General features: G+C 60.7%; 12 protein-coding genes and 3 pseudogenes. 9 read left to right on the forward strand and 6 right to left on the reverse strand.

Annotated features, from left to right (window positions below):
- Positions 1-109: 109 nt before the first annotated feature.
- Positions 110-796, forward strand: a pseudogene (locus tag DN412_RS29870) (transposase family protein); the annotation flags it as partial.
- An 82-nt stretch (positions 797-878) separates the two neighbouring features.
- Here DN412_RS29870 and DN412_RS29875 read toward each other — a convergent pair.
- Both DN412_RS29875 and DN412_RS29880 read right to left on the reverse strand, forming a co-directional pair.
- Positions 879-1,742, reverse strand: coding sequence for an SDR family NAD(P)-dependent oxidoreductase (locus tag DN412_RS29875; RefSeq protein ID WP_115214869.1), 864 nt, complete (start codon positions 1,740-1,742; stop codon positions 879-881).
- Between the two features lie 57 nt (positions 1,743-1,799).
- Positions 1,800-2,366, reverse strand: coding sequence for a TetR/AcrR family transcriptional regulator (locus DN412_RS29880; RefSeq protein ID WP_161564062.1), 567 nt, complete (start codon positions 2,364-2,366; stop codon positions 1,800-1,802).
- Between the two features lie 1,153 nt (positions 2,367-3,519).
- On the opposite strand from DN412_RS29880, the gene DN412_RS43545 reads away from it, so the two are divergent.
- From DN412_RS43545 to DN412_RS29890, 3 genes are all read left to right on the forward strand, one after another.
- Positions 3,520-4,263, forward strand: a complete 744-nt coding sequence (locus DN412_RS43545) for a hypothetical protein (protein WP_161564063.1) — start codon at positions 3,520-3,522, stop codon at positions 4,261-4,263.
- A 118-nt stretch (positions 4,264-4,381) separates the two neighbouring features.
- Positions 4,382-6,025 carry a site-specific integrase gene (locus DN412_RS29885; protein ID WP_161564064.1) on the forward strand — a complete coding sequence of 548 codons (1,644 nt, stop codon included), beginning with the start codon at positions 4,382-4,384 and terminating at the stop codon, positions 6,023-6,025.
- Positions 6,026-6,788: 763 nt separating this feature from the next.
- Positions 6,789-7,190, forward strand: coding sequence for a hypothetical protein (locus DN412_RS29890; protein WP_115214872.1), 402 nt, complete (start codon positions 6,789-6,791; stop codon positions 7,188-7,190).
- 135 nt (positions 7,191-7,325) lie between these two features.
- Here DN412_RS29890 and DN412_RS29895 read toward each other — a convergent pair.
- Positions 7,326-7,433, reverse strand: a pseudogene (locus DN412_RS29895) (type II toxin-antitoxin system YoeB family toxin); the annotation flags it as partial.
- Positions 7,434-7,673: 240 nt separating this feature from the next.
- On the opposite strand from DN412_RS29895, the gene DN412_RS29900 reads away from it, so the two are divergent.
- Positions 7,674-9,671 (forward strand): hypothetical protein, encoded by a 1,998-nt coding sequence (locus DN412_RS29900; protein WP_244222827.1) that lies wholly within the window; start codon positions 7,674-7,676, stop codon positions 9,669-9,671.
- A 46-nt stretch (positions 9,672-9,717) separates the two neighbouring features.
- On the opposite strand, the gene DN412_RS29905 is transcribed toward DN412_RS29900, so the two are convergent.
- Together DN412_RS29905 and copM are read right to left on the reverse strand one after the other, a co-directional pair.
- Positions 9,718-11,103 carry a YncE family protein gene (locus DN412_RS29905; protein WP_115214874.1) on the reverse strand — a complete coding sequence of 462 codons (1,386 nt, stop codon included), beginning with the start codon at positions 11,101-11,103 and terminating at the stop codon, positions 9,718-9,720.
- A gap of 49 nt (positions 11,104-11,152) precedes the next feature.
- The gene (copM, locus tag DN412_RS29910) at positions 11,153-11,599 is read right to left on the reverse strand and encodes a CopM family metallochaperone (RefSeq protein ID WP_115214875.1); all 447 of its coding nucleotides are present in this window, start codon (positions 11,597-11,599) and stop codon (positions 11,153-11,155) included.
- 153 nt (positions 11,600-11,752) lie between these two features.
- Here copM and DN412_RS29915 point away from each other — a divergent pair.
- From DN412_RS29915 to DN412_RS29920, 3 genes and pseudogenes are all read left to right on the forward strand, one after another.
- A pseudogene (locus DN412_RS29915) lies at positions 11,753-12,339 on the forward strand (chromate resistance protein ChrB domain-containing protein).
- 22 nt (positions 12,340-12,361) lie between these two features.
- Positions 12,362-12,499, forward strand: coding sequence for a hypothetical protein (locus DN412_RS43550; RefSeq protein ID WP_161564065.1), 138 nt, complete (start codon positions 12,362-12,364; stop codon positions 12,497-12,499).
- 87 nt (positions 12,500-12,586) lie between these two features.
- Complete coding sequence (locus DN412_RS29920) at positions 12,587-13,819, forward strand: MFS transporter (RefSeq protein WP_115214876.1); 1,233 nt, start codon at positions 12,587-12,589, stop codon at positions 13,817-13,819.
- Between the two features lie 27 nt (positions 13,820-13,846).
- Here DN412_RS29920 and ampC read toward each other — a convergent pair whose 3' ends face one another.
- Entirely contained in the window at positions 13,847-15,046 is a 1,200-nt protein-coding gene (gene ampC, locus DN412_RS29925; protein ID WP_115214877.1) for a class C beta-lactamase, read from the reverse strand.
- 243 nt (positions 15,047-15,289) lie between these two features.
- On the opposite strand from ampC, the gene phnC reads away from it, so the two are divergent.
- Positions 15,290-16,144, forward strand: a complete 855-nt coding sequence (phnC, locus tag DN412_RS29930; RefSeq protein WP_115214878.1) for a phosphonate ABC transporter ATP-binding protein — start codon at positions 15,290-15,292, stop codon at positions 16,142-16,144.
- The last annotated feature ends 23 nt before the right edge of the window (positions 16,145-16,167 follow it).

Below are 16,167 nucleotides of genomic sequence, written 5' to 3' on the forward strand. Positions count from 1 at the left end.
CCCCACGCATTGCGCCATTCGAGCAGCGCGAATTCTCGCCCGTAAAGCGGATGGAAGGGATGGGTAACCCGGAAGGATTGCATCCCACCGGTCAGATCACGTGTAGTTGACTGCTTTTGAGAAGGGCCGCGTGGAACGCATGAACGGCACGCTGCAGGACCGTCTGGTCAAGGAGTTGCGCCTGCGCGGGATCTCCAGCCTGGCAGCCGCCAACGCGTTTGCGTCCGCCTTCATGGCCGATTTCAACGCGCGCTTCGCCAAGGTGCCACGCAGCGACTTCGATGCACACCGGCCGCTGCGCGGCGACGAGGACCTGGCGCGGATCTTAAGCTGGCGGGAGTGGCGCAAGGTCTCACAGAGCCTGACCCTGCAGTACGCCAAGGTGCTATACCTGCTGGAGGATCTTCCAGAACACCGCCGCCTGATCCATCGCTACATCGAGGTGGCCGAGTATCCGGACGGGCGGATTGAGCTGTGGGCGGATGGCACTTCCCTGCCCTACACCACCTACGACCGGTTCCCAGAGGTCGACCAGGGCGCCATCGTTGAGAACAAGCGCTTGGGCCACGCACTGGCCATTGCGGCCGAGGTGCAGTCGCTGCGCGACAACCGCCGTTTCGGCGCGCCCTCCCGCACCTTCCATGGCGAGCCCCCGCGGCCTACAACGGTACCGCTGAACGTCAAGCGACAGCGGCTCGTGAATCGGCTCGACCTGGAGCGGGCGATGCATCACCACCCTCTTTCCGCAGCGAACGATGATTCGACAGAGGACCCGCCACATCCGCCCGCTACGTAGATGGCGCCTTGCGACCCACTTCAGCCATCGGCTTTCCCTCAAAGCTGCCGCTCAGGATAATTGGCCGCGCATTACACCCCAGTCATTTCATCGGAAACGCCGGAATGGGACCGACAGCATCGACGTCAGTTGACACGCTGACCGCTTGCCAACGATCCGCATCGGCTGCTCTCGCCAATTCCGCCTGACGCGCAAACTGGAAAGCGTCGCTTCCGAGCAGAATGTGCGGCGGTAATGTTTCAGTGTCAGCAATCTTGAGGACAACCTGTGCGACTTTGACAGGATCACCGGACTCATTGCCCCAATAGCCTTCCATCTGTTTCATGCTTATCCCGACTGAGGGTTCGTAATCTGGCAACAAGGCCGGTCTGTCTGCGTGGGCGCGCTTTCCCCAATTGGTACGCATTCCACCGGGCTCGAGAGCGGTAACCTTGATCCCAAAAGGTGCGGTTTCCTGCGCCAGGCCTTCAGTGAAGCCACCGACGGCCCATTTCGACGCAAAGTAGGCCGCGTTGCCTGGGAACGCCGTACGACCACCCAACGAAGAAATCTGGATGATGTATCCGCTGCGCTGCTGCCGCATAACAGGAAGCGCGGCACGGGTAAGATTCACAACTCCGAAAAAGCAGGTTTCGACCAATTGGCGAAACTCGTTCGAGGGAACCTGCTCAAACGGACGGGTATCCCCATAACCTGCATTGTTCACAAGCACGTCAAGTCGGCCAAAGGCTTCGACCGCTGCATCGACCGCCGCCTGGCCTTGCGACTCGTTTGTGACGTCGAGTTCGACCGCCCGGATGTTCGCGCCATACTGGGCCACCAACTCGTCCAACTGGCGGACGTTACGGGCGGTCGCGACGACCTTGTCGCCCGCGGCCAGCGCAGTCTCGGCAATGATCCGACCCAAACCACTTCCGCTTCCACTGATAAGCCAAACCTTAGACATTTCAATCTCCTGTTTCATTAAATGCGTGACTAGCCAGTCATTTAAATGGTAAAAAATTTACCGTAAGGCCTTCCACAGAAACTCGAATGTCGCCGTGCAGACCTGTTCGGCATGTTTCGGATCCCGACTCATGCAATCCATCGTCGTGCTCGCCAGCGACTCCACCACTGCTCCAACGAACGCCGGATCCTGATCCCGCAACGCGCCATGACGGGCCACCTGCCGGATCAGGCTGACGGACCGATAGGCGGCAGTAAATCCAGCTTCTTTGGTCGCTTCCGTTACGTCGTCCGATACGCTTAGCTGGGCAAGGACACGTCGCTTCTCGGAATTGGCTGCTCCCCACCGAGTCCAGCTCGCCCATATGTGCAGCAACTGCTCACGCTCGTCCCCTGCGTCCGACAGGCCGTCGTCAACAGTCGAAATCAGCTCTTCCTTGATCTCCATATAGAGCGCGTTGAACAGGTCGATCTTGGTTGGAAAGTATGTGAACAAGGAGCCATTGGGTACCCCCGCTTCTTTCGCGATGGCGGCCGTAGCCGCACCCAGGCCTTCACGTGCGATCAGTCTGATCGCACTGTCGATGATGGCCTGACGCCTCTCCTCACTTTTTGGTCTGGCCACGCTAAGTCGCTCCAAATTCATTTAATAACTGTCTGGTCAGTCATTTTACGCATTGCCGGAGAGTTGTCAAGCGATACGCGTTTGTGCTTCGATTGTTGACAATCTAGGAGGGGGCCGCGAACGGCAGATTATGGCCGATCTCGGACCTCGGCCTATCGGCTTCAACTTGGATCCTTGGTTTTTCCTCAAGAGGCGCCTATCGGCCAATTTCCGCCACTCGTCATCGCTGTCGCACGGACATTCGAGTGGCGGCTCTGCATCGGACAGCGGGCCTTCACGGGGCGAGTCCAACCACTGACAAAGCAAGATTACTCGTAGGCTACGTCGGACGCTTCTGTTCAAAGATGGGTTGTGATTGCATCGCAGTTGCACAGGGCAACTCCACGTTGACAAAAATCTCTCTTGGCGTCGCTGTCATCTGCTACTTTTACTATCGCGGCCCGCATCGAAACGACTGTCCACCTAGGAGGAGATCGTGGGAACATGCAGCTATCGCCCGAACTTTCGTCGCCGGGCTCCTTCCCAAGAGCGGTTCGTCAGAAATTGGCGAGACCTTCCTCGACAGCCTTACAAGCTTTCCGAAGTGCTCAAAATATATCTCTCGGCGCGATACCGATTTCACTGCCAAGGCACGAGAGACATCATTGAAAGATCCTTTTCCCGGGCCGTTCGCTATTTCGGCGACATCTGCTTCACGAGGATCCGACGTAATCATGTAGAAGGATTTTTGAGCCATCTTGCGGGGATGGGATTGCGGCATGGAGGGATTCAGGTCGTTATGAACACGCTCCGTGCTGGAATCGCCTGCTACATACGGGAGTACGGCCTCGATAGACATAACCCAGTGTACGCATATCATGCTGGCGAAGCGTGGCCGCATAGATCGAAAAGACCAGCCTTGAGCAACGCACGACTCGCAGGCATCCAGGCAGCGTGTCTGCATCTCGATGACGATATTCGCTGGCTGCTAGCCATACTTTCCGATACTGGGGCGCATGTACATGAGATTGCCGGACTCGCGCTCACGGACATACATCTTGACTCGGATGCGCCACATCTAAAAATAATACCTCATCCATGGCGAAAGCTTCGGACACCGGCGCGTAATCGTGAAATTCCTCTCATAGGGTGCGCGCTGTGGGGAGCGAGGCGAGTGATCGACACAGCAAACCAAGATCAATTACTTGCGTTTCCCCGTTACGTAGAAGGCGAGAGGGTGAAGCCGGCAGTCAATAGGGCCCTCTATCAGTGGCTTCGTGCGAGAGGCGTAGAAGGTGGGATTGGGGACATCCGACGCGCCTTTGTACAGAGACTTAAAGAGAGTGGCAGCCCGGCTTTCATCCGCGCCAGCGTTGCTGGATGGGCGCTTCATGGTATGGAGCGCCAGTATGGCGCCGGGGTAAGCCCGCAAGCGCTAATTCCTTGGATGAAGCGCATCGAGATTGCCGCCACATGTCTTCCGGCGAGACCAAAGTGGAGCAAAGAACGAACAAATCTGGAATGTGCCACGGCGGCCCTCGGACTCATTGAGCGGTTGGAATATCCCAGCCTGCCTGCGATTGCCGATCATTCCGCACTAAGACGGCACGACGTGTGGCGCGGCATCCGTTACGCCAAAGCACGAGGTTGCATTGAGGCGGCACATATGGCCCCGACACCGATTGCGCCGCCTTACAGGCTCACGGGGATGCGTTTGCCGCATCCCCGTAGGCGAGCATCCGTACCAACCTTCCCAGGAGTTATTCATCTGCGTGATGAGTTGTCAATTGGATCGCCGACGGCTTGGCATATCGATGTAAGAGTGCCAAAAAGAAGTGGTGTACGCATCGATTGCGACGGCAAGATGCCGTGGAAGGTATCGTATGAAGAGAAATACTGTTGCGTTTCCGAAATTTAGGGTGGTAGCCGACCGTCCGACTCATCAGCACGCAAAGGGATATCCCCTGGTTGTTCCCCTTGAAAGGACCTTCTCATTCTATAGACGCCACAAAATAGGACGCGTCACTCAGACCTACATGAATCTCGTGGACAGAGTTCTGCTCAAGGCAGTAACTTTCTTTGGACCATCGCGGTGCATTACGGAGATCATGCCAAAGGATGTGCGTGGCTTCGTGGAGAACGAGTTGGATCTCGGCTTTAAGTCCCACAGTGTCAGGAGCTTCGCGAGGGTACTCAGTCTAGTCGCGGGATTCTATATTCGCGAGAACGATCTTCCGATACAGAACCCCTTCAATGGAGTGCGGATCCCAGACTTCGGAAAGGATGTTCGGCGCTTTGAGCGCATTGCGCCGGAGAAGCTCTCACGACTGCGTTATGTTTGTCGAGAAATTGACGATGACATCAGATGGTTGCTGGCGATTCTCATGGACACTGGTGCAAGAACTTGGGAAATCTGTGGTGCAGGTGTTGACGACTTCCGGCTCGATGAGGAAATTCCGGTCTTGCATATTCGAAAGCGGCCATGGCGGCGCCTGAAGACACGAGACAGCCATCGCGTGATTCCGCTTTTCGGTTTGGCGTTGTGGGCGGCGAGGCGGGTAATTGAGACCGCTGCACCGGGGCAAAAGTATGCGTTCCCTCGGTACATAGCAGACGGTAGGCGACGAGAGTGCCGTTCAGGGTTGAGGTGTTTCCTACGTGCTCAACAGATAGACCAGCCCGTGCACCGTCTACGTCACACATTTATTGACCGGTTGAGGGAAATCGACTGTCCCATAGATGTACAACATTACATCATGGGCTGGAAGGCCAACACGCTGGAAGCCGAATACGGCGTTTTACCAAGCATCGATGTGGTCGCGCATTGGATGCAATCCGTATGCGGCGACGGCGGCATTGACTTGCGCCCACTGGAGGAAGAGACTTCCAGCCGATCGGTCTTGGAAAACCTAACGAAGCTTGTCGACTTTATGGAGCGCGGAAGCAGGCACAGCTTTGAGGACTTGAGGGCTGCAAAACTTTTGACCCCATACGAGCTGGTCAACGCTATCAGGCGTGGGCGACGACTTGGACTTTTGAATCTGACCCCACCTGATGAAAGGGCACGGCGGACGCGCCAATATTTCCTGACCTGTGATTCGGTCTCAAATGCGCTCAATGACCTTAATTTGAAGCGCGAGGCGTTGCGCAAGCTAAAGAAGCACGAGTGCAACACGCGCCAGCGATTTCTTTCCTTGCGCGCCACTTGCTTCCCAGACATGTTGTCCCCCTCAGTGAACGTTGTGCCCGCCCAACAAGGGCGTATACGCCCAGCACTTGCAAGGAAATGGGAGGAAGCATTTGTCTGGGCGATGCCGACTGACCCTGTAGACAAGCTAATAAGCACCAGAGTTGCTGCCGAGAGGATCTTGGGACTGTTGCAGCCGCGGAAGACCTATCGAAGAAAAGATATCTGTGCTAAGGCGGGACTATCTGCTGAAGAGTTTACTCGTGGTCGGAATTCGCTCTATCAATTTGGTGTGATCGAGATGGTTCATGAGATTAAGGACGGCGTTTCCCGATTGGTCATGCGTCTGACGGGAAAGCCCTTGCCTCCAAGGGTGTCCCGCACCGTCTTACCTCGAAGCAGGATGCGTTTAGTACCCCAGCATGCGCTTTCTGGAGTATGCACAAGCATCGACGATCGAGTGCCAGGCAAGACCGTTCATCTCCCTGCGTAGCAATGGAATTATGATCCTAGAGGAACTCGCTGACCCGACTGCAATGTAAGCACTCGATGAATGCGACGTCTCGCCGCCTGGCCGGAGCCGGTACTCGACTAGCCGCAAAGGCTGAGAAGTTGGAGAATCTGCTCCAGCGAATGGCCGCTGTGTATCCGAAACAAGCCGCGGGGGTTCTGTGTCGGCGACCGGCAGCGAAGGGTCGTTCTGCGACGGTCGCGGATTCACGGCAGCCCTCGGCCTGAGCGATTTCTATCCTAAGCTGGTAGCTACCAGCTATCCTTGAGGCTGGGAGACGCCCGGCCGCGAGGCCGCGCGCGTCACCCTGGGCTGGCCCCACCGTGTCCGGCCAGCGCCACCGCCCGACGGCAATCCCGTCAAATAAGCTCCGCTCCCGCACAAAGCGCACGCCCGTGCCGACCTTTCGAACTAGCTGGCCCTGCGACATTTGAGCAAAGCCTAGACACCGGATGTAAAGGCCAAACCAGAATGTCCGCTTCCAGCCAGATCAGAATGCCCTCCAAACTGGATCGACTGAAGGTCCTGGAAGCCCAAACGCGCGTTAGTTCAATTCCCATTGTTCCGTTTTTCCAGAACAGTGCATTGCTCCAATCAGGGTTTCCCCTAGCTGTCCTCTCGCCTACATTTCCATGACCCGCCAGCGTTCCGGCCACGGCCCTCCCGGCAATTGCGAGCCGGAGCCAGGCAGCTATGGCCATTTCTGGCGCACCGCCCCCAGTCAGCAGCAAAAAGGAGTCCTAACGTGAGTGCCATCCTCGAAGCCCTGTTCGCCAAGCATGTCGACAACCCCGATCACGTCGTCACCGCGCTCAACCATCAGCAAATCGTTGTCGCTCTCTCGGCACTTGTCGCCGAGCAGCAGGTCGCCGTGCTGCACATGCTTTATCCCCGCACCGACGCCCGCACGCACCGCAGCCTGGACGCCCTCGTCAGCGCCCTGCACGGCCACGGCCTGCACGAGGTAGCCGAACTGATCGCGCAGGAAACCCACTACCTGGTGTTCCGCGACCCGCTCAAGGCATGGAAGGCCCTCCAGGAAATCCGCCATGATTCGCTGGCGATTGGGGTGCATCTCTTTTACAAGGGTGCGACGGGTGATGAGGCGGAGCGAGCGCTGGACAAGGATGCGCATCGGAAGGAGTGAGGGTCGGTACCGCGGCAGAAAAAGCGCGCGCCCCGACATCTGAATTTGGCGGGCCGCCCGACACATCAAAACGTCCTGGATTGATGTCGCGACGGCGCGGCCACCCCTGTAAAGAACCGTGGCGAAATGCTCTGCTTACTTGTCGCCGTAGTGGTAGCGGCAACTGACAATGCGCAGCGTTTCATCGTCGGCGACATAGACCAGGCGGTTGGTGTCATCGATGCGGCGCGACCAGAGCACTCGAGTGTTGGCAGGCATCAGTCGATGTCGTGAGACTCAAAGCTTCGGAACACGAGTGACGTAGGAGGCGGTCAGTCAGAAGGCCTGGGACGAGCGCAGGGCAAAAAGGCAAGCAGACGCCACAGCTATATGGGCTGCCGAACTTAACCCCACTCGAAAAGCTGCGAAAGTCAGGCTGGCGGTTGCTTGTGCCATTGCCGCCCATTCCATCCAGCTACCTAGAGACTGATGCCTGGGACATCCATGCCAACGCACGGCGGCACCCAACTGCGTGCAGCGCGCCATGCTTCCATCCGGCCGGGCCTGCACCTGTTGGTCGCCGCCTGCGCCGCCGTCGCGCTGTCAGCCTGCGATCGTGACGGAGATCGCAGCGCACCCGTGCCAGCCGCGCCAATGCCCAGCGCTTCGGCCGCGCCAGCGCCGCCCGCGCCGCGTCCACGATTCGATGACATCCTGGATGCCTCCGGGAAACTGGTGCCGGAAGCCTATGTCGCCATTGCTTCCGACTACAGCAGCGAAGAAGCTATCGCCTATCGTTATGGCCCGGCAAACGCGAAACCAGTGGCGGCGCCCACCTACTGGCAGCCCGGCGACAAGACCTTCTATCCCCATGGGAACGTTTGCTACCAAAAGGAATTCCCCAAGGACGAACTGAATACCAACCTCAGGATCATTTACCAGCTAGGCGCCCTGGATTGCTCCAGGAACGATTTCGGCAGCAATATGGGAGACGTCATATACCGTGCCGATGCGCCATCGGACCCCGGCGTCACCTCGCTGCTGACGCTGGACCTGAGCGCCGGGACGGTTGCCGAGAAACCCCAGTTGCCGTGGGTTTACGGCCATGTATCGACCGACCCTCAGTTGAAGAATCATATCGCTGCCAATGGCGGCGTATTGCCAAGGCGTCCGATTGCCATGGGCCGCTGTAGCGAGCACGATTGCGCCCAGGCACTGATCGCCTTTCAGAATGGCTTGATTGCTTCGGTCGGCAGCAATACTGCCTCTCACTCCGCTTCGGTGAAGCTGCCGGCGGGCAAGGTCCCTACCGCCATCGCGATTACGACCAATTCCGAGTTTGCGCTGGTGACTGTCTGGGATACCAAAGCCCTAAAAGGCCAGGTGGCAGTGCTGGCGCTGGGCAGTCTTGCTGACGGCAGCAAGGTCGGCGGGCCCTACGATCCCAGCGCGGGATCGTGGCCGGGCCTGTACCCCGGCCTGAGGAACATGTCCAATTTTATCTTCATCAAGCTTCTGGGTTTTATTGACTTGCCGGAGATGGCGGCGCCAACGGGCATTTCGGCGGTTACGGATTTTGGCGTGATGCAGGACAACAGCACGCAAGGATGGCTGATTGACCCGGTCGGGAACCGAGGCGCCAGCCTGACCATGACGGAGGTGAACCCGGGCACCAACAGCATCAATCAGAAAAGCTTCACGCGCGCTGGCATCAACGGGAAACTGGTCTCCCGGGCCGGCGTTGCGGCGGTGATTTCAAAATCCGAGAAGAAGGTCATATTCCTGAACCTGAAACCCCTCTTCGACAAGGTCAACAACGCCTATTTTGAAGGCAGCAATGCTTCGCTGCGATCGACCCTTGCGAATACTGGCCTGGGCGATACGCAGTGGCCTCCGGCTTTTGCCGTCGAGAATTATGCGCCGACCGTTATCAAGTCGATGAACCTGCCTGAGAAGCCGACGGTGGTGAAGGTTTCGATCCTGCCGAATCCCGGCCGCGCCTGGGTCGCGACCGAGGACGGGAAGATCCGGGCGTTCTCCGTGGCAGGCGTGCAGTCCGGGCGCAACATGGACCCCAACCTGATCAAGGAGATGAAGAGCCTCCAGGTCGGCAAGAATCCCACCAGCATGACCCATCATGTGATCGTGGGGCTTGGCAACTCGAACACCAGGCTTTGGGTGGTATCCCGCGGCGCGCAGCAGATCCAGCTTGTGGATATGGTGAGCCTGACCATCGAGAAAACGCTTCAGGACTCCCGCATCGTCGATCCCATTACCGTCGACGAAACCCAGCAGAACCCCCTGCTGACCAGTGTGATTACCATTACGGATTACACCGGCAAGCAGGTGATGAACTACCGCTACGCGCCGATTGCCTTGCAAGGCGGCAATACGCCGCTGCATATTGGCATCGGCAAGTCAGGGAACGAGTTGTTTGAGTTTGGCGGCACCTATGCGGTGCCTGGCAAGCCGTTTGATTTTACGCAGAGCAATGTGCCCTGAACGGCCCTGCCCTCTGAGCGGCAGGGTCGCCGCAACCTGGTCAGCGTTACGGCACGCTGACCAACACCGCCCTGGCCGGGTCCGCCGGCGCATCCCCCTCCATCACGACCATCTGCGCGGGTGATGCCGTCTTTGTCGACAGCGTCGACACGACCTCCCGCATCGGCCCGATCGCCGTGCCGTTGGCCATGCCGGCCGGATTGGTCTTGAAGCTTGCCACCGGCGCTCGTTGCGCGCCCACATAGACGCTATAGGTAGTCTCCGGCTTCAGCTTGAACAAGGACACTTCCAACGCGTCGACAACCCCCAGGTTGCGCGCCACGACAAAGCCTTTGGCGTCGCCGCCGACTGGCTTGAGCGCGATGTTGACCGGCTCGCTGTTCGCTCTCTGCACGAGGTTGTCAGTCCCGCTGCCGCTCGGCACTGCGTTCCGGACATAGACCAATGCCTGAGGTGCCTGCCCGACCGGCACGCGCGCCATGACCTGGTTGGTGGCGGTGTCGATCACATCCACCGCGTCGCCATTCTCCAATCCGACAAACACGCGTGAGCCGTCGTCGGCAGTCCAGATGCCGTGCGGCAGCGCGCCGACCGGAATGGTGGCGACCAGCCGGGGCGTGGCGTCGGTGGTGAAGACCTTCACCACGTTCTCGCCGCCCACCGTCACGTAGGCGAGCGTGCCGCTGGCCGTCCTGGCAAAGGCCAGGTGGTTGGTAATAAAGCCGGTATCGAAGACGCCCTTCACTTCCAGCTTCTCGGTGTCGATACGCGTGACCTTGCCCACGTCCTTGTGCGTCATCCAGACTTCCCTGAAGTCAGGCGTGAACTGCAGGAACGGGGAGAACGGGCTGACCACATCCAGCCGCTTGACCACCTTGTGGGCCCTGACGTCGATAATATCCACCACGGGGTTGAAGCTGGACACCACGAAGGCGAGCTTTCCCGCCGGATGGAACAGCACCATGCCCGGCCCCGCCGTCGTCGGGATGCGGCGGGTTTCGCGGAACGTGGTGGGGTTGATGACCGAGATGTAGTCCTCGCCGCGCACCACCACCCATACCTCTTTCCCATCCGCGGTAAAGAAGCCCTCATGCGGAGAGCGGCCGATATAGGCAATACCCTTGACCTTGTTGGTCGCGGTATCGATGAACGCGACGGAGTTGGAGCCGTTGGAGATCGCGATCAGGGTCCGGTGGTCGGGCGAGAACCCCAGGCCATGGACATTGAGTTCGCCCTTGTAGAGCGGCGACAGCACGTCCGGCCGTGTGTTGCCAAGCCGGATCTGGCCAAGTAATGTGTTGCTGACGGGGTTGATCACCGACACCGTGTTGGTGTTCTGATCCGCGGTGTACACGCGATCCTGGGGCTGCGGCGCGGCGAAGGCGAGTTGCGTGCCTACTGAGATGGCGAGGATAACGAGAGGTTTCTTCATGGCTGTTTGAGGCTCGATGCAGGTGGCGTGGGGGGCAGGAACTGGCCCGCTAGCGAGGATTTGTGGGGTCGGACGGCTGGGACTGGTGGCGCTGCAGCCACGCCTGCATCAGCCGGATCTCGTTCTGCTGCTCGGTGATGATGCCCTGGGCGAGATTGCGCAGCTCCGGATCCTTGCCATACAGCAGCAGCGCCTTGGCCATGTCGATCGCGCCCTGGTGGTGCGGGATCATCATGGTCACAAAGTCGTGGTCCGGGACGCCGTTCATGGGCGCCTGCGTCATGCCGTGATGCATCACGGCCATGGCGTCATCCATCAGGCCGGCGAATGGCTTTGCGGTGCTGGCGACAAACCGGGGCGGTGCCTGAGTCGGGGCATTTCCGGGATGCTGGTGGGCATCCTGGGCTGGCGCGGTAAAGCTTGCAGCAAATAGGAACAGCGCCGGCACAAGGCGTGCCACGGTGCCGACGCTGTTGCGTGAGGTTCTCCAATTCATCGCAGGGTCTCCTTTTTTCCCGGCCGGGCGTTCGCGTGGCTTGGGGATTACCTGCGTAAACACACGGGAGGCGTGGGCTATTCCATCGACTTCTAAATTTGTAGAGATCTCTACAGTATTGAAGAGCAGTCTATGGAGATCTAAGATGCCTGCATGCCTGCCCTTTCCGATTCCTGGGTCCTGCTGATCGTCAGCCTGCCAACGTCCGGCGCTACTGCGCGGATGCGGATCTGGCGCGCGCTCAAGGCGCTTGGCTGCGGTGCCTTGCGCGACGGCGCCTACCTTTTACCCGCCGGCGAGGAGCAAGTCGCCCAACTGCGCGAACTGGCCGACGAAACCACGCGAGAAGACGGCCAGGCCTGGCTGCTCAGTGTGCGGGCGGTGGGTAACGAGGCCGCGGCCTTTCGCGCACTGTTCGATCGCAGTGCCGACTATGCCGAGTTGCTGGCCGCGTTGTCCGACGCACGCAAGTCTCTTTCCGGGCTGGACGAAACAGAGCTCAACCGCTTGCTGAAACGGCACGGGCGCACCTACGAGACGACAACCGGGGTCTGGGCCGCCTGGGTGCAATGGTCCACGCGCTGGATATCGGCGGCCCGGCAGTGCCGGAAGCCAGCGGATTCGAAGCCGTGCTTGCAGGCGCCCGCGAGCGCCTGCCCGACGACGATGCACTGCTGACGGAGATCGGCCTGGTGCTGGATTCGCTCTACACCCACTTTTCAGGCAACCGTCAACGCTAAGCTACCCAAACAAGGAAAAGGTATGAACGATCGCCAGCAGATTGGCGCCCGGCCTGCCATGACGGAGGAGCGCCCGGTCTATACCCTCTGGCAACTGGTGATATACGTTGCGGGGGCGGCGCTGATCGGCCTGGCCGTCTTTCCACTCCTGCATCACTGAAGCCGTATTGCCCAGGGGATACGCAGCGATGGCCACCGATAGTGCCCGTATAAGCGCCTTGACGATGCGTGGACCGAGGGTGCCGCTATGACAGACAATGGGGGCTGGCTTGCGCGCCTGGCATTGCCTGACGGCGTCCACCCCAGTGCTTTGCCGCTGCTCGTTGGCCGTGCGCTGCGCGGTTTCTGTGACGGGTTCATCGCCGTTTTGTTGCCGGCGTACCTGCTGGCTCTCGGCTTCGCGCAACTGGCAGTGGGACTGGTCAGCAGTGCCACCCTGATCGGCTCGGCACTGGCGACCATTCTGGTGGGCGTCATCGGGCACCGCTATCCGCAGCGCCGCCTGCTGGTGGCGGCGGCCGCATTGATGGCCGCGACCGGGATAGGATTCGCCGGGCTGTCTTCCCTTTGGCCGCTGCTGCTCGTCGCATTCATTGGCACGCTCAATCCCAGCGCCGGAGACGTCAGCGTCTTCCTGCCCCTGGAGCACGCTGGCCTTGCCGATGCGGCTGCCGCCGATGCCCGCACGGCGCTGTTCGCCCGCTACAGTCTGACCGGAGCCCTCTGCGCCGCCATTGGCGCGCTGGCGGCGGCGCTGCCGGACTGGCTCGCGGTGCAATTCGGCATCCCTGTCCTTGGCGCCCTGCGAGCCATGTTCGTGGTCTATGCGCTGACCGGTGCCGCGCTCTGGTTCCTCTATGCCCGCATGCCGGACCCTCAGCCGCACCTGGCTTCCACGAGAGTCCCGCTGGGCCCGTCCCGCCGGATCGTTACCCGCCTTGCCCTGCTCTTCAGCGTCGATGCATTTGCCGGCGGCCTGGTGGTGAATTCCCTGCTGGCGCTCTGGTTAATCCAGCGCTTCGGTCTTTCCGTTGGCGCCGCTGGCCAGTTCTTCTTCTGTGCCGGGCTGCTCAGCGCGGGCTCGCAACTCGTTGCCGCACCGCTGGCTCGCAAGTTCGGGTTGCTGAATACGATGGTGTTCACCCATATTCCATCCAGCGTCTGCCTGATCGCAGCCGCGCTCTCCCCCTCCCTGGCAGTGACGCTGGGGCTGTTGTTAGTACGCAGCGCGCTGTCGCAGATGGATGTGCCGACCCGGACCGCCTATGTGATGGCCGTTGTGACGCCGCCGGAACGGCCGGCGGCTGCAAGCCTGACCGCCGTGCCCAGAAGCCTGGCTGCCGCAATCAGTCCGACGCTCGCTGGCGCGCTGTTGGCCGTCGGCTGGGTCGGCACGCCGCTGGTTGCCTGCGGCGTGCTCAAGATTGCCTATGACCTCGCGCTCCTTGGCGCATTCCGGCGCGTCAAGCCTCTCGACTGACCTGGCTGCGCGGCTTGAACATCGTCGTCACATGGACGCCGCAGCGCGGCCGCCGCCAGGCGCCTGCTCCAGCGCCGCCAGTATCCTGAATGCCGCCTTCACCCTCTCCGTGACCGGGAAGTTCCTGTTCGCCAGCATCACGACCCCGATGCGCTGCGCCGGCACATAGACGACATAGGCGCCAAAGCCATTGGTCGAGCCGGTCTTGTTGACCAGCATGCTGGCGGGAGCCGATAGGGGCGGTTCCAGCCTGGTCACCGGGTTGGCCTCGAGCACCACCTGCGGCGAGCTGCCGGCCAGTACGCTGTCGAGCTTCGCGGGCCAGGCATACATCTCCCAGGCCAGCCCTTGCACCATGTCGTCGACCTTGACGTATCCGGTGTGGGTGCCGGCGATCGCTTGCTGCAGCCTGGCATCCAGCCCGGCGCTGTTCATGTTGGCTTCGACAAAGCGGATCATGTCGGCCGACGTGGTCTTCACGCCGTAGGCTTCGGCATCCAGCACGCCGGGGGTCACGCGGACCGGCTTGCCGTCCTTCGCATAGCCATAGGCGTAGTCGCCCATGCGCGCCTTCGGCACCGTGATGTAGGTGCTGCGCAGTCCCAGCGCCGGGAACAGGGTTTTCTCCATCAGTGCATCGAACGGCTGGCCCATGCTCCTGGCGGCCAGGTAGCCGAACAGGCCGATGCTGGGATTCGAGTATTGCCGGTGGGTACCGGCCGCATACCTGGGATGCCAGTTCCTGAAGTAATCGACCATCTTGTCCGTATCGGTGACGGCATCGGGAAACTGCAGCGGCAGCCCGCCCGCCGCATACGTGCCGAGATCCAGCAGGCTGGTCTTGCCCAGGCTGCTGCCGGCAAGCTGGGGCAAGTACCTGGCTGCGTTGTCGGTGAGGGACAAGGCGCCGCTGGCCTGCGCGTAGGCGGCGAGCGTGGCGGTGAAGGTCTTGCTGACCGAGCCGATCTCGAACAGCGTGTCGCCGTCGACCTTGCGTCCGCCCTCCTTCGCGGCGACGCCGTAGTTGAAGTAGTACTGCTTGCCACCGGCGGTGACCGCCACGGCCATGCCCGGCACGTTGTGCGCCTTCATGAGGGGGCGGATGGCCTCGTTCACGGCGCGCTCGAGCCCCGCCTGACCGACACGGTCGGCAGCGTGGGCACTGGTGCCGCAAAGCAGGGCCGCGGCGGCAAAGGCCCACATTCGTTTCGTGAAAAGCTTTTTCATATCAGACAGTCTTGGACGTCGTAACCAGGATTCGGGGCGGATGCATGCAATCGAAGCGTGAGTGCGCTGGCATGACGCAACCGGAAATCCGCCCGAAGCAGGGAAATATACGAGACTCTACAGCTTGCGCAAACGCCGCTTGGTTCACGCCAGCATCATCTTCGGTCCGGATCGCATCCCAAGTCATCGTTCTGTCATCCACCCCGGCCAGAATGCGCAGGTCATTCAAGTCAGGGAGTCGCCATGACGCACGCAATTGAAGTCCGCGGGCTTTCCAAATCGTTCCGCGCGGACCGCAAGGCGCTTGACGATGTCACGCTGCAGATCGCGCCAGGCGAGATGGTCGCCCTGCTGGGCGCATCGGGATCGGGCAAGTCCACGCTGCTGCGCCACGTGGCGGGCTTTGTCACCGGCGATGCCGGCGCTGGCGAAATCCTCGTCAATGGCCGCCACGTGCAGCGCAACGGCCGCCTGGCCGGCAATGTGCGCAAGGTGCGGGGCGAGATCGGTTTTGTGTTCCAGCAGTTCAACCTGGTGGGCCGTCTTCCGGTCATCACCAACGTGCTGGTCGGCATGCTGGCGCGGGTACCCAAGTGGCGCAGCCTGCTGCGTATCTTCAAGGCCGATGAAGTCCAGAGCGGGCTCGATGCGCTTGCACAAGTTGGTATAGACGACTATGCGTTTCAAAGGGCCTCGACGCTGTCGGGCGGGCAGCAGCAGCGCGCGGCCATCGCCCGCACGCTGGTGCAGAACGCAAAGGTGATCCTGGCCGACGAGCCGATCGCCTCGCTCGACCCGGAATCCTCGCGCCGGGTGATGTCGCTGCTCAGGCAGATCAACCGCACGCGCAAGGTCGCGGTGCTGGTGTCGCTGCACCAGGTTGACGTGGCCATGCGCTACTGCCCCCGGGTGGTGGCGCTGCGGCACGGCAAGGTGGTCTATGACGGCCCCTCCGCGGCGCTCACGCCCGGCATGCTGCGCGATCTCTACGGCACGGAAGCCGACGAGTTGCTGCTCGATTCCGTGCCGGAAGAAGATGAATCCACCACGGCCATGCCGGCACCGGCGATGGTCACGATGCACCTGGCGGCCGCCTGAACTGCCGCCAATCCACCAACCGC

It is taken from the genome of Cupriavidus lacunae, assembly GCF_003353055.1.
GTDB lineage: Bacteria > Pseudomonadota > Gammaproteobacteria > Burkholderiales > Burkholderiaceae > Cupriavidus > Cupriavidus lacunae.